The following is a 22,655-nucleotide window of genomic DNA, read 5'->3' as shown; positions in this document are numbered from 1 at the left end:
ACTTGTCGACGCGGGGAGGCGACTGAAAGTGGTAGTACAGATGGTCCGCACCGCATACGAACCGGCCGGTCGCAGCGCGGCCGGATCCGATAACGAGGCGCTCGCCGGCACCGGCGAGAACGCGCCCGACCTGGACGCGATCGACGAGCGGGGGGTCTCGGCCGATCTGGTCCGCGCGTACCTGAACGGCATCGGCCGCACCAAGCTGCTCACCGCCGTGCAGGAGGTGGTCCTCGCCAAGCAGATCGAGGCCGGCCTCTTCGCCGAGGAGAAGCTCGCCACCGACCCGACGGTTCCGCCGGCGCTGCGTCGGGACCTGGAGATCGTCGCCGGCCAGGGCCGGGCCGCCAAGGACCACCTGCTGGAGGCCAACCTGCGCCTCGTGGTCAGCATCGCCAAGCGCTACACGGGCCGCGGCATGGCGTTCCTGGACCTGATCCAGGAGGGCAACCTCGGCCTGATCCGGGCGGTCGAGAAGTTCGACTACGCCAAGGGTTACAAGTTCTCCACCTACGCCACCTGGTGGATCCGCCAGGCCATCACCCGGGCCATGGCCGACCAGGCCCGCACCATCCGCATCCCGGTGCACGTGGTCGAGCAGGTCAACCGGATGGTCCGGGCCCGTCGGGACCTGGCCACCACGCTCGGCCGGGAGCCCACCGTCGGCGAGGTGGCGCAGGCGCTCGGCGTCCCGGAGTTCCAGATCATCGAGCTGCTCTCGTACGACCGCGAGCCGGTGAGCCTGGACCAGGCCGTCGGTGAGGACGGCGAGAGCGCGCTAAGCGACTTCGTCGCCGCGGCGGACCCGCACGCGCAGGCCGCCGACACCGCCTCGAACGGTCTGCTGCGCAACGACGTGGAGATCGTGCTGAGCACCCTCTCCCAGCGCGAGCAGGCGGTGATCCGGCTGCGCTTCGGCCTCGACGACGGCCGGCAGCGCACCCTGGACGAGGTGGGTCGCGAGTTCGGCCTGTCCCGGGAGCGGATCCGACAGATCGAGAAGGTCACGCTGACCAAGCTGCGGCAGCCGACCCGTTCGCAGCGGCTGGAGGCGTACGCGAGCTGACCCGCACCGGTCGTCACCGGGCCCCGCCGGCGCCACCCGCGCCGCCGGGGCCCGTTGCGGCTGCTGCCCGAGTGGGTGGTGGTGTTCGGCGCGGCCACCGCCGCGCTCGTGCTCACCGGACACCCGGTGGCCGGGGCCGTCTTCGCCCTGCTGGCCGCCGGTAACCGGATCGCGCTGCGCCTGCTGGGCACCGGCACCGGCTGACTGGCCGGTCGGTCGGTCGGTCGGTCTACAGCCGGCGCGGACCGGTGTCCGGGCGGGCGGCACCGGCGGCCACCCGCGCCGTGGCGTGCAGCACCGACAGGCCACGCGGGCGGACCAGCACCGGGTTCAGGCTCAACGCCGCCACCTCGGGATGCTCGTCGACCAGCCGGCTCACCCGCAGCAGCAGGTCGACCAGGGCAGGCCGGTCGACCGGTTCGGCGCCCCGGTACCCGTGCAGCAGCGGTGCCGCCCGTGGACCGTCGACCAGCGCGGCGGCGTCCCGGTCGGTCAGCGGGACCGGCCGCCAGGCGCGATCGCCGAGCAGTTCGGTGGCCACCCCGCCCAGCCCGAAGCCGAGCACCGGGCCGAACGTCGGATCCGACACCATCTCGACCACGCAGGCGACCCCGGGCGCGACCATCGACTGCACCAGCACGTCCGCGCCGAACGGCCCGGTCACCTCGGTGTACGCCCGGCGCACGGCCGCCTCGTCGGCCAGGTCGAGACGGACCGCGCCGAGATCGAGGCGGTGCCGCAGGCCCTCCCGGGCCGCCTTGACCGCGACCGGGAAGCCCAGCTCGCGGGCCGCCGCCAGGGCCGCCGGAACGGAGTCGACCCGGACCGACCGCGACACCGGTACGCCGTACGCCCGCAGCAGCCGGCCGGCCGGCTCCGGGCCGGTGCCGGTGGCCACCGTTCGCGCGGCGGCCGGGTCCACGTCGGCCAGCGGCGGGACGTCGCCCGGTGGCCGGCGCAGCCACTCGGCGTACCCGGCCACCCGGCCGAGCGCGCGGACCGCCTCCTCCACCGACGGGTACGCCGGCACGCCCGGGGGCAGGCCACCGGCCGGGAAGGTGGCGACGGTCGGCTTGTCCCCGGCCAACGCGACCCTGGCCAGGGCCGAGGTGAAGTCGGCGTCCTCGGCGACCAACTGCCCCGGCAACGGCGGGGTGACCGCCACCACCAGCGCGTCCACCCGCTCGTCGACGGCCGCGTCGGCGAGCGCGTCGCCGAACCGGTGCGCGGTGGCGGCGCTGCCGACGTCCACCGGGTAACCCTCGGCCACCGTCAGCCCTCGGGTGGCGCAGGCGGTGGCCGCCAGGCCCACCAGCGCGGACGAGTTGCCGACCACGCCGACCCGACGTCCGGCCGGCAGCGGCTGGTTGGCCAGCAGCACCCCGACGTCGAACAGTTCGGTCACGGTGTCCACCCGGATCACCCCGGAGTGGGCGAACAACCCGGTCAGCGCCGCCTCGTCCGGCCCGGCCGGCCAGTCGGCAGCGGCACCGACGCCGCCACCGAGGGCGGGCGTTCCCTCGGTGGCGCCAGGGAATCCCCCGGCGACGTCGGCGGGTGCGCCGTCGGGCGCCGGTCCGCCGACCGGGGCCGGATGGTGTCGGACGGCAGCCGGATCGCCGGGCCGGTTCGGTGCGGCGAGCGCCACCACCGGCTTGGTCCGGCCGATCCGCCGGGCGAGCCGGGCGAACTTGCGGGGATTACCGAAGGTCTCCAGGTAGAGCAGGATCACGTCGGTGGCCGGGTCGTCCTGCCAGTACTGCAGCAGGTCGTTGCCGGACACGTCGGCCCGGTTCCCGGCCGAGACGAAACTGGACAACCCGAGCCCGCGCCGCTGCGCCTCGGCGAGCAGGGCCACCCCGAAGGCGCCGGACTGGCTGAAGAAGCCGACCCGCCCCTGACCGGGCAGCCGCGGCGCCAGCGACGCGTTGAGCCGGACCGAGCCGTCGGTGTTGGCGATGCCCAGGCAGTTCGGCCCGACCACCCGCATCCCTGCCGCGTGGGCGGCCCGGACCAGGTCCCGTTGCGCCGCGGCACCCGCCGGCCCCGTCTCGGCGAATCCGGCCGACACCACCACCAGGCCGTGCGCGCCGGCACCGGCCGCGTCGTGCAGCGCCGCCGGCACCGCGTCCGGCGGCACCGCCACCACCGCCAGGTCGACCGGCAGTCCGGCGTCGCCCGCCGACGGGTACGCCGGCAGGCCGGCCACCCAGGCGGCGCTCGGATGCACCGGCACGATGCCGCCGGTGAACCCGCCGTCGCGCAGGTGGCCGAGGAGCGCCGCCCCGACGCCGTGGCCGGTCGCGCTGGCACCGTAGACGGCCACCGCGCGGGGCGCCAGCAGGCGGGCGATCGACCGCGCCTCGGTGCGCTGCTCCCGGCGCCACTGCACGGCCAGCGACCGCTCGGTCGGTGCGATCGGGAAGGTCAGGTGCACGACGCCGTCGGCGTACTGCCGCTGCACCTGGTAGCCGAACTCGGCGAAGACCCGCAGCATCGCGCCGTTGGCGGGTAGTACCTCGGCCACGAAACCGGTCAGGCCCTCCTGCCGGGCCGCGTCGGCGAGGTGCTCCAGCAGCACCGGTCCGATCCCCCGGCCCTGGTGCGCGTCCTCCACCACGAACGCCACCTCGGCGTCCGGTGCGGTCGGGCCGAGCCGCTCGTACCGGCCGACGGCGATGATCCGGTCACCGGAGAGCACCACGAACGCCTCCCGGTCGTGGTGGTCGACGGTGACGAACCGGGCCAGGTCGCGCTCCGGGATCCGCGGGTACGGCGAGAAGTACCGCAGGTAGCGGGTGCGTTCGGAGAAGCGGGAGTGCATCGCCACGATGGCCGGCGCGTCCTGCGGCCGGATCTGTCGCAGATGGACCGTGCCGCCGTCGCTCAGCAGGACGTCCGCCGACCGGTCGGGACCGGCGGGCGACCTGCCGGGGCCGCCGGGCGGTGCCGGCGCACCGGCGGCGGACCGGCCGGGACCGTCCGGGGCACGGCCGTCCGGGGAGGACCCGTCGTCGCCGGCCACGATCAGTCGCGGGGATCGTGCGGATCGAGGCCGTGCATCGGGAAGACCGCCTTGCGGGTCGCCGCGATCGCCCGGTCCACCGCGTCCGGCTCGCCGGACGGCTGCCACGGCTGGTACGTCACGTCGGCCTGGTCCGTCATCCGCAACGGCACGTTCCGGTCCGGCCGGCGTTCCTTGGCCAGGGCACGCCACCCGGGCGGGGTGAGCGTGGCCGGGTCCAGCGGCTCACCGGTGGCCACCGCGAGCAGGTGCGTCCAGGCCCGCGGCACGACCTCCACCAGCGCGTACCCGCCACCGCCGGTGGCCACCCACCGACCGTCGCACACCTCGTCGGCGAGCGCCCGCAGGGCGAGGTAGCCGGCCCGCTGACAGTCGACGGACAACCGCAGGTCGGCGAGCGGGTCGAGCCGGTGGGCGTCCGCGCCGCACTGGCTGACCAGGATCTGCGGGCGGAACGCCCGGATCAGCGACGGCACGGTGGCGTGGAAGGCCCGCAGCCAGCCCGCGTCGCCGGTGCCCGGCGGCAGGGGCAGGTTGACCGCGCTGCCCTCGGCGCCCGGACCACCGGTCTCGTCCGGGAACCCGGTGCCCGGGAAGAGCGCCAGCGGGGTCTCGTGCAGGCTCACCGTGAGCACCCGCGGGTCGTCGTAGAAGACCTGCTGCACGCCGTCGCCGTGGTGCACGTCGACGTCGACGTACGCCACCCGCTCGGCGCCCAGGTCCAGCAGCCGGGCGATGGCCACCGCCGGGTCGTTGTAGACGCAGAACCCGGACGCCCGGTCCGGCATCGCGTGGTGCAGGCCGCCGGCCACGTTGACGGCCCGCCGCGCCTCGCCCCGCCAGACCGCCTCGGCGGCCGCCACGCTGGCGCCGGCGATCAGCGCGCTGGAATCGTGCATCCCTACGAAGACCGGGTTGTCCGCGGTGCCCAGCCCGTGGCCGGTGAAGAAGGGGTCGGTGCCGGCCGCGCGGACCGCCGCGAGGTAGTCCGGCCGGTGCACCCGGGTCAGGGTCGCGTCGTCGGCCGGGGTCGGGGTGACCATCCGCACCGTGGACCGGTCGAGCACGCCCAGCTCCCGGGCGAGCGCCAGGGTGAGTTCCACCCGGACCGGGTCCAGCGGGTGCTCACCCAGGTCGTACGCCAGGAGTGCCTCGTCCCACACCACGACCGTGCCGTCCGACATGGCGCCATCCTCGCACGACCGGCCGACCGTACGCCGGGCTCAGCCGCGCGGGGGTTCGGTGGGCCGGTCGGGGTCGGCGATCCAGTCGCTCCACGAGCCGACGTACAGGGCGGCGTCCGGACGGCCGGCCAGGTGCAGCGCCAGCACCGCCTGGGCGGCCGTCACCCCGGACCCGCAGTACGCGCCGACCCGTACCCCGTCGGCGACGCCGGCCTCGGCGAACCGGGCCCGCAGTCCGTCCGGGGTGAGGTAGTGGCCCGCGCGGTCGAGGTGGCCGGGCGCGGGCAGGTTGACCGCGCCCGGGATGTGCCCGGCGACCGGGTCGACCGGCTCGGTCTCGCCGCGGTAGCGCGGCGCCGCGCGGACGTCGAGCAGGACGCCGTCCCCGGCGGCGAGGGCGGCCGCCGCGGCGGCGTCGAGCACCGGCAGCGCGCCCGGCCGGACCGTGACGTCCCCCGGTTCCGGGTCCGGCGGCCGGGTGGAGATCGGGTGCCCGGCGTCGCGCCAGGCCGGGAAGCCGCCGTCGAGGACCCACACCGCCCGGTGGCCGGCCCAGCGCAGCGTCCACCAGGCCCGCGCCGCGGCCGTCCCGTCACCGCCGTCGTAGACCACGACCGGGTGCCCGTCCCGGACCCCGGCCGCGCGCAGCGCCCGCTGCAACGCCGCCGGCTCGGGCAACGGATGCCGACCGGCCGCTCCGGGTGCGCCGCAGAGGTCGGTGTCCAGGTCGACGAAGACCGCGCCGGGGACGTGCCCGACCAGGTAGTCGTCCCGGCCGGGCGGCCCGGCCAGCCGCCACCGCACGTCGAGCACCGTCGGCGCGGGCGTACCACCGGCGCCGGCCCCGCCGGACGCGGCGGCCGGCGCCGCCAGCCGGGCGGCCAGGGCCGACACCGAGATCAACAGATCACCAGGTACGGACATGGTGTCAGTCAACACCACGAACCTCCGCCGCCTGAACCCTCCCGGGTGCGCGCCCGCCGTCCGCGTCCGGCCCGGACCCGATGTCGGTGGCGCAAGGTAACATTGACAGCCAGGAGGCCCGCCAGCGTCAAGATCACCGAGCACGCGACCACCAGCGCGCAGGCAGAGATAGCGATGAATGACTTAGTTGACACCACCGAGATGTACCTGCGCACCGTCCTCGAGTTGGAGGAGGAGGGCGTGCCGCCGCTGCGGGCCCGGATCGCCGAGCGGTTGCGGCAGAGCGGCCCGACCGTGAGTCAGACGGTGGCCCGGATGGAGCGGGACGGCCTGCTCACCGTCGAGGGCGACCGGTCCCTGCAGCTGACCGCGCTGGGCCGGGCGCACGCCGTCTCGGTGATGCGCAAGCACCGGCTCGCCGAGCTGCTCCTGGTCAATGTCATCGGCATGCCGTACGAGGAGGCCCACGAGGAGGCCTGCCGGTGGGAGCACGTGATGAGCGACGCGGTCGAGAAGAAGGTCTACGACCTGCTCAACCGGCCCACCCGTTCGCCCTACGGCAACCTGATCCCGGGGTTGGAGGCGTTCGGCGACCCGGATCGGCCGCCGGCCGAGGCGCCCGGCGACGGCGAGCGCAACCTCGCCTTCCCCGGGCTCGCCGGGCAGGTCGTGGTGCGACGCATCTGCGAGAGCGTGCAGACCGACGCCGCGGTGCTGCGGCAACTGCACGCCGCCGGGGTGGATCCGGGTGCGACCGTCACCGTGGCACAGGAACGCGACGGAGTGACCATCGACCGGTCCGGTGACCGCATCCGCCTGCCCCGCGAGGTCGCCTCCCGGGTGTTCGTCGCCACGCACTGACACCGGCACCCCGGGGCGCGGCACCGCACCCCCTCAGGCCGGCTGCGCGTCGACCTGCTTCGCCAGCGCGAGCAACTTCGGGGCGAATCCGTCGGCCGCCTCGTCCCGGCCCGCCGGGAACGTGAAACGCAGGCAGACCATTCGCCCGCCGGCGGCCAGCCAACCGATCTCGACGCCGACACCGCGCCCCGCGGCCGGCTTCGGGACGGTCCGGTAGGCCGCCTTGCCGAGCCCGGAGACGGTCGTCGCACCCTTCGGCACCACGCTGGTCCGGTAGATCGACGCGTCCACCGCGGTCCGGGTCACCGCCAGCATGAGCGCCGGCTGCGGCTCGTCCTCGGTCCGCAGTACGCAACTCTGCGAACCGGCCGACTCGCTGGCCGCCGCCACGTCGAACCGGGTGCCGGTGTGCTGCTCGACCACCGCGAAGTCCAGCAGCCGGCAGGCACCACCGGCCGCCCGGGCGGGGATCTCGACGACGGCCGGCGCCGGGTCGGCGATCGGGGTGGAGGCGGCGGCGTCCTTGTCGCATCCGGACAACGACACCAGCAGCAGTCCGGCACCGATCAGGCAGAGCTGCCCACGCACGACGCCACCTCCCGGTCGCCCGGCCCGGTCGCCCGGCCCGGTCGGCCGGTGAATCCGTCGGAAACCGTACGGCTTCGCCGCCGCCGGCGGAACCCCCCGGGAACCGGATCCGTTCGCACGGCCCGCTCGCGGCTTCGCCGTGACCGGCTCGCGGCCTCGCCGTGACCGAGGGGACCCACCGCTCCGGCGTCAGGTCGGCAACTGGGCGACCACGTGCCGGGCGATCTCCAGCGAGCTGGTGGCCGCCGGCGACGGGGCGTTGAGCACGTGCACCTGGCGGTCGTTCCGCACGATCAGGAAATCGTCGACCAGCGAACCGTCCCGGGCGATCGCCTGCGCCCGGACGCCGGCGTGGGTGGGCACCAGGTCGTCCTCGGTCAGCCCCGGCACCAGCCGGGCCAGCGAGGCGGTGAACCTCCGCTTCGACAGCGAACGGCGTACCTCGGTCAGTCCGTAGCCCAGGTGCCGGCCGGCGAGCCGCCACAGTCCGGGGTAGCCGACCAGTCCGGCGACGTCCCGCGGGTCGATCCGGCCCCACGAGTAGCCCTCCCGGGCCAGCGCCAGCACCGCGTTGGGTCCGGCGTGCACGCTCCCGTCGATCATCCGGGTCAGGTGCACACCGAGGAACGGGAACCGTGGGTCGGGCACCGGGTAGACCAGGCCCCTGATCAGGTCCCGTCGGTCGCGGCGCAGCTCGTAGTACTCGCCGCGGAACGGGACGATCCGCGCCGGTGGGCGGACCCCGGCCAGCCGGGCCACCCGGTCGGCGTGCAGCCCGGCACAGTTGACCAGCACGTCCGCCGGCACCTCCCCGTCCGTGGTGTCGACCACCTGGGTACGACCGGTGGCGCGGATCCCGGTCACCCGGACACCGAGCCTGATCCGCGCCCCGGCCCGCTCGGCCAGTCGGGCCAGGGTGGCGCAGACGGCGGTGAAGTCCACGATGGCGGTGGAGGCCACCCGGAGCGCCCCGACGCAGGCGACCGCCGGCTCGTATCCGGCGGTCTCGTCGGGGCCGATCATCCGCACCGGCAGGCCGTTGGCGACCGCCCGCTCGTGCAACGCCCGCAGCCGGGGCAGCTCCGCCTGGTCGGTGGCCACGATCAGCTTCCCGCACACGTCGACCGGGATGCCGTGCTCGGTGCAGAAGTCCACCATGGACCGGTTCCCGGCGGTGCAGAGCCGCGCCTTCAGGCTGCCCGGCCGGTAGTAGACGCCCGCGTGGATCACCCCGGAGTTGTGGCCGGTCTGGTGCGCGGCGAGCCGGGACTCCTTCTCCAGCACGGTCACCTCGGCGTCCGGCCGGGTCACGGTGATCCACTGTGCGGTGGCCAGCCCGATGATGCCGCCGCCGACCACCACGTACCTCGTCGCCATGGCTCCCGACGCTACCCGGCCGGCGGTCGATCCCCGTCCGGCGCGCTGTCGACGTACGGACAATGCCGGCAGCCGCGGCCGCAGCAGGTGCCCCGCCGGGCCAGGAAACCCGCGGTCAACACGAACAGGCCGGTCTCCGGGTCCGGATAGCCGGCGAGGCCGGCCGCCAACGCCTCGGCGTGGGCGGCCAGGATGCCGTCCCGGCCCGGATGGTCCGGCGCCAGCCGGGACGGATCCGGCCGGTCCAACGGGCGGTCCGCCAGGGGCAGTCGTCGCCCGCGTTCCTCGTCCATCCCGGCCGACCCTACCGCTCTTGCCGGCGCGGCCGTGGTCCGGCGCCGACGTGGATCCGACACGTCGCCCCCGCCCGGGCACCGACCGTCACCACCGGCCCGACAACCACCGTGGGGCCGGCCATCGACGCCGGTCGGCCGACGACCGGAGGCGAGGAGGACTCGCGCCGTACGCCTACAATGCAGGGCGAACATTGCTCACGTCACCCCTGTCGCCCCTCGGAGATAGACATGCCCCTTCGCCGAGCACTGCGACGTCGACTCGGCGCGTCGCTGCTGGCGCTCGCGACCCTGCCCGGTCCGATCCTGCTGGCCCCGACCGGCGCCGGGGCCGCCGTTCCGACGTACGGGGTGGACGAACGGGCGCAGGCAGTCGCGAGTCCCGCCCTGGTCTTCCTCGAGGTCACCTACAAGGGCGTCATCCGCGACAAGGCCTCCGGGCGGCCGTTGGAGGCCGGGACGAAGGTCGTCTCCCGGCGGTGCAGCGGTTTCGTCGTCAACCCAGACGGGCAGGTGCTGACCACCGGCGTGTGCGTGCAGCCCTCCCACGACGTCGTCCGCCTGATGACCTTCTACAGCGTCGGTCGGGCCAGGGTCGACAAGGGCCAGCTCACCGAGGGACAACTCAACGGCTTCGTCGACGGCCTGATGAAGACGGCCGACTTCACCGGTGAACAGCCCGGGACCCAGCCGGAGGCGACGCTGCGCGGCCAACTCAACGTCGCGACGGCCGGCCAGACCGGCAAGCCGGCCATCGGCGGCACGGTCGTCGCCGCGCAGAAGCCCGACGACGGCAACCTGGCCCTGGTCAAGCTGGATCAGGGTGGCCTACCGGCGGTCGAGATCAACCGGGACGCCGGGCTGGGCCGCGGTTCCACGGCCGTGATCCTCGGCTTCGACACCAAGGACGTCGACGGCGATCACGGCACCTACACCGTCCAGGCCAAGCTGGTCGACGTCATCACCTTGGAGAAGGTGGACTACCTCAAGGTCAGTGAGGACGTCGGACCGTACTCGCACGGCGGGATGGCGGTCGACAACAACGGCCGCGTGGTGGCGATGCTGGACGCGGACCCCGGCGTGCCGGAACGACCCAACCGCAAGCTCGTCGGTACCGACGTACTCGCCGACTTCCTGGGCAAGAACAACGTCCGTAACGAGTTGGGCGACGCCGACCGGGCCTACCGGCGCGGATTGGACGCCTACTTCGCCGGGCGGTACTCCACGGCGATCCGCGAGTTCGACGCCACCCCGTCGAACCTGCTGGCCAACGTCTACCGCCGCAACGCCAGCGACCGGTACGCCGTCGAGGGCGACGCCGTGGAGAACTCGGCGGACTGGCTGGGATACGGGCTGTCGGCGGCCGGCGGCGCGTTGCTCATCCTGCTCATCACGCTCGGCTGGCGGTACCTGAGCTGGCGCCGCCGGCCGGGCGCTGCACCGGCACCCTTCGCCGGCGACCCGTACGCGCCGGTGTCCGGGGGCGGGCCGTTCCCGATGTCCGGTCCCCCGGCGCCGTGGCCGACGTCCGGCGGCGGCACGCCGATGACGTCCGGGCCGCCGTCACCGTACGAGGGGACCGGTTGGGGTCCCCACTCCGGCCCACCCGCCGGGACGGACCACCCCGCACCGCACGAACAGCGGCACCCGGACACCGAACCGGATCGACCCGGGCACTTCTGACCGGTCGCCGGGCGGTGGCCCCGATCCACCACGGGCCGGCCGGGGCCCACCGGCGGGCGACGACCGAAGTGGCCGTTCGACAGCGACTCTCCGAGGGGACAGGACGTTGAGCCGATCCGAGACCGATCGCCCGGACCCGACCGTCGGAAACGACGACGAACCGGGCACGACACCGGCCACCGAGCCGGGCACGCGGCCGGCCACCGCCGACCAGGCGGACGGCGCGGCGGTGGTCCAGAAGCGGCGCCGCCGGCTGCGCTGGTACTCCAAGCTGGCCATCGTGGTGGGTGTGCTCGTCGTCGTGCTCGGCGGTGGCGGTGCGATCGCACTCAAGCTGATGAGCAACCACTACGAGGGCATGGTCGACCGGCAGGACATCCTCAACGGTGTGCCCACCGAGGTACCCGAGGTCAGCGGCGAGAAGAACACCGCGGCCAAGGCACCGCTCAACTTCCTGGTGCTGGGCACCGACGACCAGACGGACAAGCGGGTCGCCGGGCTGGACGACCGTGGGTCGCGGTCCGACACGATCATGATCGTGCACGTGAGCGGCGACCGGAAGCGGGCCTTCATCGCCTCGATCCCGCGGGACAGCTACGTCAACGTGCCGGCCGGGGGCGTCTGGGGCGGCGGAAAGAACAAGATCAATTCGGCGATGTCGTTCGGCGGCGCCAACCTCGCGGCCAAGGCCGTGTACGACCTGACGCACATCCCGCTCAGCGGAGCGATGATTCTCAACCTGAACGGCGTGCAGGCCATGGTCCGGGCCGTCGGCGGGGTGCGGGTCTGCATCCCGTACACGGTCCACTCGGCGTTCAGCCCGAAGGTGTGGGAGAAGGGCTGCCACGACCTGAACCCGGCCGACGCGGAGGAATTCGTCCGCCAGCGCAAGGGCACTCCCGGCGGCGACCTCGGCCGGATCAAGAACCAGCAGCACGTCATCCAGGGGTTGCTGCAGAAGGTCAAGCAGGGCGGCATGCTCACCGATCCCGGGAAACTGGACAACCTGATCAGCACGGCCGCGAAGTCACTGACGGTCGACAAGAACACCCGCCTGACCGACCTCGCCCTCGAACTCAAGAGCGTCGACACCGACCACATCACCTTCGCGACCGCGCCCATCCGCGGTACGGCGCAGACCGACGCCGGTTCGTCCGTCCTGCTGGACACCAAGGGAGCCGAGGAGATGTTCGCCGCGATCCGGGCCGACCGCACCGACGAATGGCTCGCGGCGCACCCGCAGCCCGAGGTGGCGAGCCTCTGACCGCGCCGCCGCCGACCGGTCACCCACCGCCCGGCCACCGATGGTCCGGCCCTGTCCCACCGGGGCGGCCGGGTGGACCGGCGTACCCGGGGAACGCGGGCGGGTACCTCGTTGCCCCACCCGCGTCCGGTCATCCCGGCCACCCACCCGCAACAGGGCCCGTCGGTGCCGGTCCGGGCGCCGGGTTCCCCGGACTCGCGCCCGACGGCGGACTGGACGACCACGCGCCGCGCCGCATCCAACCGACCCCGGTGCGGCCACGACGCGCGATCCGTCTCCGACGACCGGGCCGGCCATGGTGGACCCGGTGGGCGGGTGGGCGCCCGGACCGGCGACCGGCCCCGAACTTCCGGAGGGACATCGAGGGCCTACGCGGGCTGGCCGTGCTGCTCGTCGTGCTCTGGCACGCCGGAGTGCCGGGTCTCCCGGGCGGATTCGTCGGGGTGGACGTCTTCTTCGTCATCTCGGGCTTCCTCATCACCGGCCTGATCACCACCGAGATCCGGGCTCGCGGGCGACTCTCCGTGGCCACCTTCTACGCCCGGCGGGCCCGTCGGCTGCTGCCCAGTGCCGCGCTGGTGCTGTGCGCCGCGGCGGTGGCGGGATATCTGCTGCTGCCCCCCGTCCGCTGGCGGGACACCGCGGGAGACGTCGTCGCCAGCGCCCTCTACGTGGTCAACTGGCGGTTCGCCGAACGCTCGGTCGACTACCTGGCCGCCACCCAGGCACCCAGCATCGTGCAGCACTTCTGGTCGCTGGCGGTGGAGGAGCAGTTCTACCTGGTCTGGCCGCTGCTGATGGTCGCGGTGGTGGCGGCGGTCCGGCGGCGCCCGGCCCGCCGTGCCTTCCGGCCGATCGCGTTGCGCGTCGTCGCCACGGTCGCCGTCGGTTCGTTCGCCTGGTCCGTCCTGCAGACGGTGGTCGACCCGACCCGGGCCTACTTCGTCAGCACCACCCGAGTCTGGGAACTGGCGCTCGGCGGACTGCTCGCCCTGGCCCGGTTCCGGGCCAGCCCGTCCCCGGCGGTCGCCGCCGGACTCGGTTGGACCGGACTGGCCGCCATCCTCGGCTCGGCCCTCCTGCTCGACGTCGGCACCGCGTTCCCCGGCGCCGCCGCGCTGCCCGTGACGCTCGGCACCGCCTTGGTCGTCGCCACCACCGGGACCGCCGGCCGGCGGGGCCCGATCGGGCTGCTGCGGCTGCCCGCCCTGCAGGCCGTCGGACGGATCTCCTATCCGCTGTATCTCTGGCACTGGCCGCTGCTCGTCCTGGCCACCGCGCGGTTCGGGGGTCTCGCCTGGCCGGCGGGACTGGCCGTGGTGACGCTGTCCGTCGTACCCGCCTACCTGACCCACCGGCTGGTGGAGAAGCCGGTGCGCCACGCGCGGATCTTCGCGGAGGACCGCCAGGCCGCGTTGCAGCTGGGACTGGCCTGCATGATCGCGTCGCTGATGGCCGGCCTCGCGTTGCGGGTGCCGACCGCACCGGCGGTCGACTTCGCCGGCACCGCCGGCCCGGTGATCGGTGCGAACGCCGTGCGGAACGGCGACCCGCCGGGCAGCACCCTGGTCGACAAGGTCGACAGCATCGCTCCCGACCCGCTCGCCGCGCGGAGCGACCTGCCGGACGTCGACCGGGACGGTTGTCACCTCGGCATCCGGGAGAGCGCACCGCACAGCTGCGTCTACGGCAGCGGCGACGCCGGATTCACCGCCGCGCTGATCGGTGACTCACACGCGGCACAGTGGACACCCGCCCTGCAACAGATCGCGCGGCAACGGGGCTGGCGGCTGACCGTCGACACCAAGTCGCAGTGCCCGGTGCTGGACATTCCGGTCGCGGACGACAGCAGACGGCGCGCCGAACCGAGCTGCGCCGCCTGGAGCACCGCGCTGCGTGAGCGGCTGCGCCGGGAGCGTCCCGATCTGATCATCGTCACCAGTTACGACTACCAGGCGTTGCGGGACGGAACCGTCCTGGCCGGCGCCGACAACGACCTCGCCCTCATCGCCGCCATGCGTCGGACCTGGGCCGAACTGGCCGCGGGTTCCCGAGTGGTGGTGCTGCGCGACACGCCCGCGCCGCGGATCGACGTGGCCGAGTGCGTATCGGTGCACCGGGAGCAACTGACCCGCTGCGCCGTCGACCGGGCCGCCGCGCTCACCGGGGCCGGAACTGCCCAGGAGGCCGCCGCGTCGGCACTCGCCGGCGTCCGGTTGGTGGACCTCAACGACGCCATCTGTCCGGACATCCGCTGCGCCCCGGTCATCGGCGGCGTCCTGGTCTACCGGGACACCAACCACATGACCGCCACCTATGCCCGTACCCTCGCCCCCCGACTGGACGAACGGCTGCAGATCGCCCTGCGGTGACGCCGCCGACCCGATGGGCCCGGCTGCTTCCCCGGTCCCGCTCGGACGGTCAGCTCGGGACCCGGGCCGCCTCGTCCGACGGCGGGACGGCCTGGGCGACGAGCATGACCGAGTAGACGACCATCCCCGCCGCCGAGCCGACCAGGAAGCCGGAGGCCCCCCACCAGGCGGTCAACGGTGGGACCGCGATCAGGGTTGCGACGATCATCACGTACCGGGTGCGCAGCAGGGCACGCCACCGTCCCCGGACGAACATGCCGAGGGAACAACCGAAGGACAGTCCCAGCGCGGCCTTCTCCAGACCGGCGGCCACCAGCACCAGTCCGACCGGGATGAAGCCCAGGGCCGGCACCAGCGCGTGCCCGGCCAGCACCGCCAGCCCGATCACCACGGCGCCGGCCGCCATCAGCGCCGTGGCCACCAGACCGTCCCGCAGATCCTGACCGGGACGGACGGGCGTGTCCGGACTGCGCCGGTAGACCAGCATCCGGCGCAGGGTGATGGACACGAAGACCAACGGCGCGAACACCTGCTGAAAGACCCGGATCTCGCCCAGCGTCGCGGCGGTGGTGACGAGCGCGGCGGCCTGGATCGCCAACAGCGGCGCCAGCCCGTTGAGCAGTGCGTCGACCGAGGCCGGTCCCATCGAGCCCGCCCGGGCACGGGTCCAGCCCAACAGGCCGGACACGGACGGGCGCCGGTGCGGCGCGGTCGCGGCCAGCGCGACGAAGAGGACGTTCGTCACCGTCCAGGAGAGGCAGACGCCCATCGGCGAACGGAAGGCCGCGCAGGTCAGCACGGCGCCGACCTGGACGGCCAACCAGGCGGCCGTTTCGACGAACGCCCCGCGGGCGGCACCCGCGGCCACCCCGGCCGACCTGCCGATGTCCAGCGCGATGGCGAACGGTATGCCCACCACGTAGGCGAGGACGAGACCGAGTCGCGCGCCGGGGATCGCGAGGCCGGCGAGTAGGGCGACGACGGCACCGGCCCCGCCACCGAGCAGCGCGGTACCGACGGCTCGCCGGCAGGTGAGCAGGTCCGCCGTCGCGTCCGCGTGGGACTGGGCGAACAGGGTCGCCTCCGCCAGCGTACGCTGCAGCACGCCGCAGGTCAGTTGGAAGACCAGCACCGCGGAGGCGATCGCACCGACCGCCGCCAGCCCACCGGCGTACGCCAGGGACAGACTGAGGATCAGGCTCGTTCCCATCAGCGCGAACTGACCCAGGCCGAGTGCCAGGCCGGACCAGAGTCCGGCCCGGTCGACCGCCGACTTCCCCCGTAGCGTCGTCACCGCCCGGCCGCTCCCGTCCCCCGGTGGGGTGGGAGTCCGGTCACCCGGCGGAGCGCCAGGTCGGTCGCCTCGGCGAGCAACGGTGCCGCCGGTCCGATCCGGGCGCAGCCGGGCCCGGCCGGCGGGTGTGCCGGTCGGGGCGTCTTCGCCTCGGTGAGCAGCTCACGCAGGGCGTGCGCCGCCTGGACCGGATCCGAGAAGTCGGCGAAGGCACAGTGCCCACCCGAGACGGCCGCCGCTTCCGGCAGCCCGCCGACGGGGGCGAGCAGGACGGGTCGGCCGCGGGTCGCCGCCTCCACCACCACCCGCCCGAACGCCTCCATCAGGGTGGACGGGACCAACACCGCATCCACCTCGGCGCAGAAAGCGTCGACCGACATGCGTCCGGCCAGTCGTACCTCGATCGACTCCTGTGCGGCCAGCCTGGTCAGCTCGGCCAGGAACTCCGGTCGACCCTCGCCGGCGGCCAGCAACGACACGTCCTGTCCGGTCAACCGCTGGAACGCCGCGGCGGTCCGGACCGCGGCCAAGACGCCCTTGACCGCGGCCAACCGTCCGAGATAGCCGAGAACCACGCCGTCCCCCCGACGCGGGGGTGACGGCCGCGCGAGCAGATCGGGCAACGGGTACCCGACGACGCTACGGTCCGCGGCGGCGAGCCCCGCGTCGATCAGTTGGTCCCGGACGAACCCGGAGACGCAGACGTTCACCGCGTGGTCCGGGTTGGCTCGACGAAGGACACCCACCTTGATCCGGCAGGAACCGCAGACGGTGGCGCAGGTACGGTCGCCACGCAGCCGCGTCCGCCGCCAGCACGTGTCGCTGAGGTCGTGCTGCACCCGGACGAAGCGCAGTCCCCGGGACCGGACCCAGTTGACCAACCAGGGTCCGGTACGGGAGACGTTGTGCGCGAGCACCACGTCCGGCCCGAAGGCACGGATCCGACGTGCCTGGCGGGCCGCGACGAACGGCAGCAGCCATCCGGACAGCAACTCGATCACCCGCCGGAACCTGCTGTCGGCGTGTATGCGACGGGCGAACGGGCGCCGGACCGCATGCACGCGCAACGGCCCGTCGGCGTACCGCCGGTCCGTGGCGGCGGGCACGAACACCGCCACGTCGGCATGCTCGGCCAGGTGGTACGCCGCGTCCCGTGCGGCGAGTTCGGCCCCGCCAGCGGCGTCCGGCCACCACCAGTCGGACAGGACAGCGATCCGTGGCCGGCCGGTCATGGCCGCAGCTCACCCACGTGAGCCGGTCGCCCGGTGACCGGCCCGGCGGCACCGGCAGCAGGCCCGTCGCTGCCAGGGTCCGGCCCGGCGGCACCGGCAGCCGGTCCGGTGGCGGGTTCCGCAGCGGTGCCGGACTCCGCCGCCGGTCGCTCGCCGGGTGATCGGGTCAGCCCCCAACCCGCTCCCCGCCACAGCGTGACGCCGGTCAGGGCGACCGCGAAGGCGGCACCGGCGAACGGGATCTGCCCGCCGAGCGAACCGCGCAGCAGCCCGATCTGACAGGCCGCGAAGACGACGGTGACGAGGGTGCCCAGCCCGGCCGGCCGCTCCCGCAACGCCAGGTCGAGCCGGCGGGCGAGCCGTCCGTAGAAGTAGAACAGCACGATCACACCGAGCAGGCTGAACTCGAGATACACCTCGGCCCAGAACGGCAGGGAGAGGTTCTGGAACTGGTAACCCCGGCTCGCCGCCAGCACGTTCCCGGCACCGATCGCCTTGCCCTCCCAGAGCGACCTCGGCACCCAGAACAACAACGCCGAGGCGATGTGGTGTCCCCAGGTGTGCCCGTGGACGCTCACGTAGTACACGTCGTTGACCGTCTGCTGAAAGCCGTCGAAGTCGTACGTGTAGTAGGCGCCCAGTCCGACCCTCAGGTCCTGCCGGGACTGCTCGTTACGGAAGAGGTTCGCCAGTGGGTAGAGCACCAACAGACCGAGCAGGATCGCCCAGGAGAAGGCGACCCGCCAGCGCCTCCGGTCGAACCGCAGCAGGGCGAACCCGGCCGCCAACAGCACGCTGAACGAGGCGAACCGGGTGGCGCTCAACGGATTGTTGTAGATCAGGTTCACCGTGCCGGCGACGACGGTTGCCACGGTCAGCAGGATCGTGCCCCGCCGGCCCCGAGCGCTCCGATTGCGCCAACAGAGCAGGCACAACACCAGGGCGACCACTCCGGCGGCGGCCGGCAGGGTGCTCAGCAGGCCCAACATCGCCAGATCGCGGCCGCCGCGCAGCCCGGCCGCGACGATGGCCGCGTCCAACGTGTCCCGATCGGCGAACCGGACCGCGAGACCACCCGTTCGCGGCAGGCAGACCACGGTCAACCCGGCGGCGAAGGCGGTGACCACCAGCGCCTTCTCCACGGTCACGGTCACCGACGGCAGACCGTTCGTCCACCGGGCCAGCCGACCCCGCCGGGCCGCCCGCGGACCCCGCCCGACCCGGCCGGGAGTGTCCCGGCGGGACTCCGACCGCGACGAGCGCTGGTAGCCGGCCCAGAACGACAGGACGGCGAAGAGCAGGATCACCTGGGCGGTGACGTAGAACTGGTAGAGCGGGGTGTCCGGCCAGGGCAGCACCCGGTCACGGATCTGCAGCAGCGGGGCGAAGCCGACCCAGACCACGACGAAGGCCCAGAAGGTCACCGCCACCGGAGCGAAGAAACCCGACCGGGTCGCCTGGTAGAGCGCGGTCAGGCAGACCACGACGACGACCAGGCCGAGCACCCCGGCGACGGTGGGGTGCGGTGCGATCACCGTCACGGCCAGCAGCGCGATGAGCGCGGCACCGCCCAGCAGGGCGACCGCGGTGAGCGGACGGAGCGGACGGAGTGGACGGAGCCGTACGCGGGTCTCAGGCGGTCGCATCTCGTACCCATCGCGTCATGGCGTCCCGGAAGACCTCGGTGGAGAACGTGGCGGCGTGGGCGACCGTCCCCGGCCGGTCCAGCTCGCCCAACCGACGGACCGCCCGCGCGTACGAGGCCGGGTCGGTGTCGTCGAGCAGGAAGCCGGTCCGTCCCTCGACGACCGTCTCCAGCAGCCCGCCCCGGCGCAGGCCGAGCACGGGCGTACCGCAGGCCTGCGCCTCCACCGGGATGATGCCGAAGTCCTCGTGCGCCGGATAGAGCAGCGCGGACGCTCCCCAGTAGAGCTCGCGCAACCGCTCGCGGGACGGCCGCGGCTCGAAGGCCACCGGGACCGAGGCCCGGCCGGCGGCCCGGCGCAGGGCCGTCTCCTGCGGCCCGGACCCCGCGATGACCAGGGGTTCGCCCGCCGCCTCGGCGATCTCGACCATGAGGTCGAAATTCTTGTACGCGACCCAGCGCCCCACCCCGAGCAGGTACCGACGCTCCTGGTCGCGTACCGCGGCCGGGGCGTCGGTGAAGTACTCCACGTCCACCGGCGGGTGGATCACCCGCGCGTCCCGCCCCCAGAACCGCCGGATCCGGGACCGCACCTCCACCGAGTTCGCCGCGTAGCTGTGCACGTGCCGGCTGAGCCGGACGTCCACCGCCCGCAGCGCGCGGCGGGGTGCGGCCAGCAGCGGGTTGGCGCCCCGGCCGTCGAAGTCGGGACTCCACAGGTAGCGGGCCGGCGAATGCACGTAGCTGAGGTACCGGGTGTGCGCGGCCGGGCCGGTCCGGACCAGGTGGGCGAACGCGTGGCTGGAGGAGATGACCACGTCGAAGGGTTGCCTGGTCAGCGAGCGCCAGGCCAACGGCATCACCGGCAGGGCCAGCGCCTTGCTCCGCCGCAGCGGCGTCCGCGCCAGCCAGGACTGCTGGTACTGCTCACCGCGGCCGGCATCCGGCTCCCGCCAGAGGACGAAGCCGCGGGCGTGCGGCACCAGCTCGTGCATGGCGAGGAACACGTTCTCCGAACCGCCGGTGGCGCTGAACCATTCGTGCACCAGAGCGACCGACCGGCCCGCCAGCACTGCCTCCGCCCCACCCATCCCGACCCCGCTCACCCGACCGCCAGTCCCCCGTACCGCCCGCACCGACGCCCGATCCCGGCCGGCGAACCGAATCACTCAAGCGTCTCGACCCGACGATGTCAACCGTGCGCCGCACCGCGCCGATTGCGGCGGCGTCGGCCGCGCCGCTATCCTGCACGCTGCGGCTCATGCTGCGATTCGAGGGCCAGCACGGGGACTGTGTTGAATAACGGGGTTGATTCACACCACGACCGTCAGCAGCGCCCCTGGCTTCCCCTCGACGGGACCGAGGACAGGCCGGGGCCGTGGACGGTGGCTGAGCCGACCGATCCGCCGGGCGTTCCCCTCGGTCGGCGCCGAAGGACCTACTCGGTGCCGGAGCAGCGTCGGCGCCCGGACGACCAGCACGGCACGTTCATCCCGGTCGCGCAGCCCTCGGTGGCCCCCCCGGTGGCCCGACCGCCCGGCCGGCCCGACCCGCTCCGTCCCGTCGGGCAGCCCGGCACGGGGACCGGCCCGACCGCGCTGCCCGAACGATCGGCGACCACGCTCGTCCTGCCCTACGTCGGATCGTCACGGGCCCAGCGCACCCGTTCCCTGCGGGCCTGGATGCTCGCCATGCCGGTCGACCTGATGGCCGTCCTCGCGCCCCTGGCCTGGAACCAGAGCTACTGGAAGGGCACCCTCTTCACCGGCGCGCTCACGGTGGTCGTCTTCGCCACCGCGGGTTTCTACCGCAGCCGCCGGCACCTGAGCATTTTGGACCTGCTACCCAGCCTGCTCGGCCGGCTGCTGGTGGTCGCGGGCATGGTGGCGATGGTCGCGGCGGTCCGGCACGAGTCCGTCGACTACGTCTTCGGCTTCCTGCGGAGCATGGTCCTCTCGGCCGTCCTGGTGGTCCTCGGTCGCGCGGCGAGCACTTTTGCGGTGCAGGTCGCCCGACGCCGCCGCTGGGTCGAACACAGCGCGATCATCGTCGGTGGCGGTGCCGTCGCCGCCGAACTCGCCCGCCTGCTGCGCCGCTACCCGCAGTACGGCCTGCGCTTCGTCGGCTTCGTGGACGCGGTGGGCGCCGAACACGACTCGGTCGAGCTGATGCCGCTGATCGGCACCCTCGACCAGTTGGAGGAACTTGTCGTCGCGGTCGACTGCGACGTCATCATCGTCGCCGACACCAGCGGCTCGGACGCGCAGCTGATGGAGTTGGTCCGGCAGCCCAACTGCATGCGTCGTGACCTGTGGGCGGTCCCCCGGCTGCGCGACTTCCACGGTCAGGGCACCCGACCGGACCACATCGGCGCGATCCCGGTGGTCCAGTTGCGCCGGCCCACCCTGACCGGGCCGCGGTGGGCGTTGAAGCGGGCGTCGGACATCACCTTCGCCTCGCTGGCGTTGCTGCTGGTCAGCCCGGTGCTGGCCCTGTGCGCCCTCGCCGTACGCGTCGAGGGCGGGCCGGGTGTGCTGTTCCGTCAGCGCCGGGTGGGCCGGTTCGGTCGGCCCTTCGACCTGCTCAAGTTCCGCTCGCTGCGACCCCGCGACGAGGTCGAGTCGCAGACGAACTGGTCGGTGGCGCACGACGCCCGGATCGGACCGGTGGGCCGGTTCCTGCGCCGGACCTCGCTCGACGAACTGCCGCAGTTGTGGAACATCCTGCGCGGGGACATGACGCTTGTCGGTCCCCGGCCGGAGCGTCCCTACTTCGTGGAGAAGTTCTCCTCCGAGCACCCCAACTACGCGTTGCGGCACCGGGCACCCAGCGGACTCACCGGGCTCGCCCAGGTCAGCGGGCTGCGTGGCGACACCCCGATCTCCGACCGGGCCCGCTTCGACAACTACTACATCGACAACTGGTCCCTCTGGTTGGACGTCAAGGTGCTGATCCGTACGGTCGCCGAGGTCTTCCGTGGTGGTGGCCACTGAGCCGGCAACTCGTCTCCGCGACCGCGCCGGCACCGCGCGCGCCGCTGCTGCGCAGCCGGAACTTCCTGCTGCCGTGGACCGGTCAGACCGTCGGTGAGGTGGGCAACCGGGTCTCCGGCGTCGCCGTCCCACTGCTCGCCGTCGCCGAGCCGACGCCTGCCCGCGTTGCGGGTGTAGCTACCTCGGCCCCGGTCGGGCGGCAAGCAGGTACGCCTGCCGGGTCTTCTCCGATCCCTCCGGTTCGCGGATCAAGCGGGCGCGCATGTCCAACCCGGCACGGTCCAGCAGCTCGACGATCCACTCCGGCGCGAACCGGTATACGTCGTAGCTGACGTGGTGCCCGTACACAAGCCGGTCCTCGAGCCGCATCTTCTCCTCGCCCGCCTGGAACGCGAACAGTGCCGGGGCGCCCGGGGCCAGCACCCGGTGGAACTCGGCGAACGTTGCCGGCAGCAGCTCGGGTGGGGTGTGGATGATCGAGTACCAGGCGACCAGGCCACCGAGAGACTTGTCGGCCAGGTCCAGGTCGGCCAGTTGACCTTCGTCGAACCGCAGGTCGGGGTACGTCCTGCGGGCCACCGCGAGCATCCCTGGCGACAGGTCGACACCGAACGCGGTCAGTCCCAGATCACACAGGTGCGCGGTGATCCGGCCGGGTCCGCAACCGAGATCCGCCACCGGCCCGCCACCGGTCGGCACGAGTTCGGCGAACGCCGCGAGCATCGCCCGGTCCAGCGGTCTTCTCGCCAACTCGTCGCGCAACACCTCGGCATAGTTGTGCGCGACGGTGTCGTAGGCGGTCCGGGTCTCGATCAGATGCGGGGATTCGGCCACGGTCGGTCACCGTAGCCGGT

17 protein-coding genes and 1 pseudogene are annotated in these 22,655 nt (G+C 73.5%); 7 read left to right on the top strand and 11 right to left on the bottom strand.

Features of this window, described 5'->3' with window-relative positions; all coding sequences use genetic code 11:
- The first annotated feature begins 40 nt into the window (after positions 1 to 40).
- Positions 41 to 1,066, top strand: a complete 1,026-nt coding sequence (gene sigB / locus ACFOX0_RS04965; RefSeq protein ID WP_377542306.1) for an RNA polymerase sigma factor SigB — start codon at positions 41 to 43, stop codon at positions 1,064 to 1,066.
- 42 nt (positions 1,067 to 1,108) lie between these two features.
- Positions 1,109 to 1,270 (top strand): annotated as a pseudogene (locus ACFOX0_RS04960) (hypothetical protein); the annotation flags it as partial.
- A 25-nt stretch (positions 1,271 to 1,295) separates the two neighbouring features.
- Here ACFOX0_RS04960 and ACFOX0_RS04955 read toward each other — a convergent pair.
- The 3 genes from ACFOX0_RS04955 to ACFOX0_RS04945 all read right to left on the bottom strand — a co-directional run bounded on the left by ACFOX0_RS04955 (position 1,296) and on the right by ACFOX0_RS04945 (position 6,199).
- Complete coding sequence (locus ACFOX0_RS04955; protein WP_377542530.1) at positions 1,296 to 3,959, bottom strand: bifunctional acetate--CoA ligase family protein/GNAT family N-acetyltransferase; 2,664 nt, start codon at positions 3,957 to 3,959, stop codon at positions 1,296 to 1,298.
- 134 nt (positions 3,960 to 4,093) lie between these two features.
- Positions 4,094 to 5,275 (bottom strand): acetoin utilization protein AcuC, encoded by a 1,182-nt coding sequence (locus ACFOX0_RS04950; protein ID WP_377542304.1) that lies wholly within the window; start codon positions 5,273 to 5,275, stop codon positions 4,094 to 4,096.
- Between the two features lie 39 nt (positions 5,276 to 5,314).
- A complete protein-coding gene (locus ACFOX0_RS04945) occupies positions 5,315 to 6,199 on the bottom strand; it encodes a sulfurtransferase (RefSeq protein ID WP_377542303.1) in 885 nt (294 codons plus the stop codon).
- Positions 6,200 to 6,373: 174 nt separating this feature from the next.
- Here ACFOX0_RS04945 and ACFOX0_RS04940 point away from each other — a divergent pair, with 174 nt between their 5' ends.
- Positions 6,374 to 7,060 carry a metal-dependent transcriptional regulator gene (locus ACFOX0_RS04940; protein ID WP_377542301.1) on the top strand — a complete coding sequence of 229 codons (687 nt, stop codon included), beginning with the start codon at positions 6,374 to 6,376 and terminating at the stop codon, positions 7,058 to 7,060.
- A 33-nt stretch (positions 7,061 to 7,093) separates the two neighbouring features.
- Here ACFOX0_RS04940 and ACFOX0_RS04935 read toward each other — a convergent pair whose 3' ends face one another.
- From ACFOX0_RS04935 to ACFOX0_RS04925, 3 genes are all read right to left on the bottom strand, one after another.
- Complete coding sequence (locus tag ACFOX0_RS04935) at positions 7,094 to 7,648, bottom strand: hypothetical protein (RefSeq protein ID WP_377542299.1); 555 nt, start codon at positions 7,646 to 7,648, stop codon at positions 7,094 to 7,096.
- 189 nt (positions 7,649 to 7,837) lie between these two features.
- Positions 7,838 to 9,025, bottom strand: coding sequence for an L-2-hydroxyglutarate oxidase (gene lhgO / locus ACFOX0_RS04930; RefSeq protein ID WP_377542297.1), 1,188 nt, complete (start codon positions 9,023 to 9,025; stop codon positions 7,838 to 7,840).
- Positions 9,026 to 9,036: 11 nt separating this feature from the next.
- On the bottom strand, positions 9,037 to 9,318 hold the full coding sequence (locus ACFOX0_RS04925) for a DUF5522 domain-containing protein (RefSeq protein ID WP_377542296.1): 282 nt from the start codon (positions 9,316 to 9,318) through the stop codon (positions 9,037 to 9,039).
- 231 nt (positions 9,319 to 9,549) lie between these two features.
- Between ACFOX0_RS04925 and ACFOX0_RS04920 the strand changes: the two genes are divergently transcribed.
- The 3 genes from ACFOX0_RS04920 (at position 9,550) to ACFOX0_RS04910 (ending at position 14,637) form a co-directional block, all read left to right on the top strand.
- Positions 9,550 to 11,001, top strand: a complete 1,452-nt coding sequence (locus ACFOX0_RS04920) for a trypsin-like peptidase domain-containing protein (RefSeq protein ID WP_377542294.1) — start codon at positions 9,550 to 9,552, stop codon at positions 10,999 to 11,001.
- A gap of 106 nt (positions 11,002 to 11,107) precedes the next feature.
- The gene (locus ACFOX0_RS04915) at positions 11,108 to 12,265 is read left to right on the top strand and encodes an LCP family protein (protein ID WP_377542293.1); all 1,158 of its coding nucleotides are present in this window, start codon (positions 11,108 to 11,110) and stop codon (positions 12,263 to 12,265) included.
- A gap of 359 nt (positions 12,266 to 12,624) precedes the next feature.
- A complete protein-coding gene (locus ACFOX0_RS04910; RefSeq protein ID WP_377542529.1) occupies positions 12,625 to 14,637 on the top strand; it encodes an acyltransferase family protein in 2,013 nt (670 codons plus the stop codon).
- Between the two features lie 49 nt (positions 14,638 to 14,686).
- Here ACFOX0_RS04910 and ACFOX0_RS04905 read toward each other — a convergent pair whose 3' ends face one another.
- Genes ACFOX0_RS04905 through ACFOX0_RS04890 form a run of 4 tightly spaced genes read right to left on the bottom strand, consistent with a single transcriptional unit; the run spans position 14,687 to position 19,914 of the window.
- On the bottom strand, positions 14,687 to 15,931 hold the full coding sequence (locus ACFOX0_RS04905; protein WP_377542292.1) for a hypothetical protein: 1,245 nt from the start codon (positions 15,929 to 15,931) through the stop codon (positions 14,687 to 14,689).
- A complete protein-coding gene (locus ACFOX0_RS04900; protein WP_377542291.1) occupies positions 15,928 to 17,163 on the bottom strand; it encodes a glycosyltransferase in 1,236 nt (411 codons plus the stop codon). Before ACFOX0_RS04900 ends, ACFOX0_RS04905 begins: the two co-directional genes overlap by 4 nt.
- A complete protein-coding gene (locus ACFOX0_RS04895; RefSeq protein ID WP_377542290.1) occupies positions 17,160 to 18,809 on the bottom strand; it encodes a hypothetical protein in 1,650 nt (549 codons plus the stop codon). The genes ACFOX0_RS04900 and ACFOX0_RS04895 overlap by 4 nt, the downstream gene beginning before the upstream one ends.
- Positions 18,796 to 19,914: a glycosyltransferase gene (locus ACFOX0_RS04890; protein ID WP_377542288.1), complete on the bottom strand. Its 1,119-nt coding sequence runs from the start codon at positions 19,912 to 19,914 to the stop codon at positions 18,796 to 18,798. Before ACFOX0_RS04890 ends, ACFOX0_RS04895 begins: the two co-directional genes overlap by 14 nt.
- Positions 19,915 to 20,253: 339 nt before the next feature.
- Here ACFOX0_RS04890 and ACFOX0_RS04885 point away from each other — a divergent pair, with 339 nt between their 5' ends.
- The gene (locus ACFOX0_RS04885; protein WP_377542287.1) at positions 20,254 to 21,801 is read left to right on the top strand and encodes a sugar transferase; all 1,548 of its coding nucleotides are present in this window, start codon (positions 20,254 to 20,256) and stop codon (positions 21,799 to 21,801) included.
- A 177-nt stretch (positions 21,802 to 21,978) separates the two neighbouring features.
- On the opposite strand, the gene ACFOX0_RS04880 is transcribed toward ACFOX0_RS04885, so the two are convergent.
- Positions 21,979 to 22,635 carry a class I SAM-dependent DNA methyltransferase gene (locus tag ACFOX0_RS04880; RefSeq protein WP_377542285.1) on the bottom strand — a complete coding sequence of 219 codons (657 nt, stop codon included), beginning with the start codon at positions 22,633 to 22,635 and terminating at the stop codon, positions 21,979 to 21,981.
- Positions 22,636 to 22,655 lie beyond the last annotated feature (20 nt).

The organism is Micromonospora zhanjiangensis (assembly GCF_042650605.1).
Taxonomy (GTDB): domain Bacteria; phylum Actinomycetota; class Actinomycetes; order Mycobacteriales; family Micromonosporaceae; genus Micromonospora_J; species Micromonospora_J zhanjiangensis.
The sequence above is the reverse complement of the archived record's forward strand: the minus strand, read 5'-3'. Positions and strand labels throughout refer to the sequence as shown.

What these genes read in the sequence shown, in the direction of transcription:
- sigB (WP_377542306.1), top strand. Translation starts at nt 41, where the DNA reads ATGGTCCGCACCGCATACGAACCGGCCGGTCGCAGCGCGGCCGGATCC.
- ACFOX0_RS04950 (WP_377542304.1), bottom strand. Translation starts at nt 5,275, where the DNA reads ATGTCGGACGGCACGGTCGTGGTGTGGGACGAGGCACTCCTGGCGTAC.
- ACFOX0_RS04945 (WP_377542303.1), bottom strand. Translation starts at nt 6,199, where the DNA reads ATGTCCGTACCTGGTGATCTGTTGATCTCGGTGTCGGCCCTGGCCGCC.
- ACFOX0_RS04940 (WP_377542301.1), top strand. Translation starts at nt 6,374, where the DNA reads ATGAATGACTTAGTTGACACCACCGAGATGTACCTGCGCACCGTCCTC.
- lhgO (WP_377542297.1), bottom strand. Translation starts at nt 9,025, where the DNA reads ATGGCGACGAGGTACGTGGTGGTCGGCGGCGGCATCATCGGGCTGGCC.
- ACFOX0_RS04925 (WP_377542296.1), bottom strand. Translation starts at nt 9,318, where the DNA reads ATGGACGAGGAACGCGGGCGACGACTGCCCCTGGCGGACCGCCCGTTG.
- ACFOX0_RS04920 (WP_377542294.1), top strand. Translation starts at nt 9,550, where the DNA reads ATGCCCCTTCGCCGAGCACTGCGACGTCGACTCGGCGCGTCGCTGCTG.
- ACFOX0_RS04900 (WP_377542291.1), bottom strand. Translation starts at nt 17,163, where the DNA reads ATGACCGGCCGGCCACGGATCGCTGTCCTGTCCGACTGGTGGTGGCCG.
- ACFOX0_RS04895 (WP_377542290.1), bottom strand. Translation starts at nt 18,809, where the DNA reads ATGCGACCGCCTGAGACCCGCGTACGGCTCCGTCCACTCCGTCCGCTC.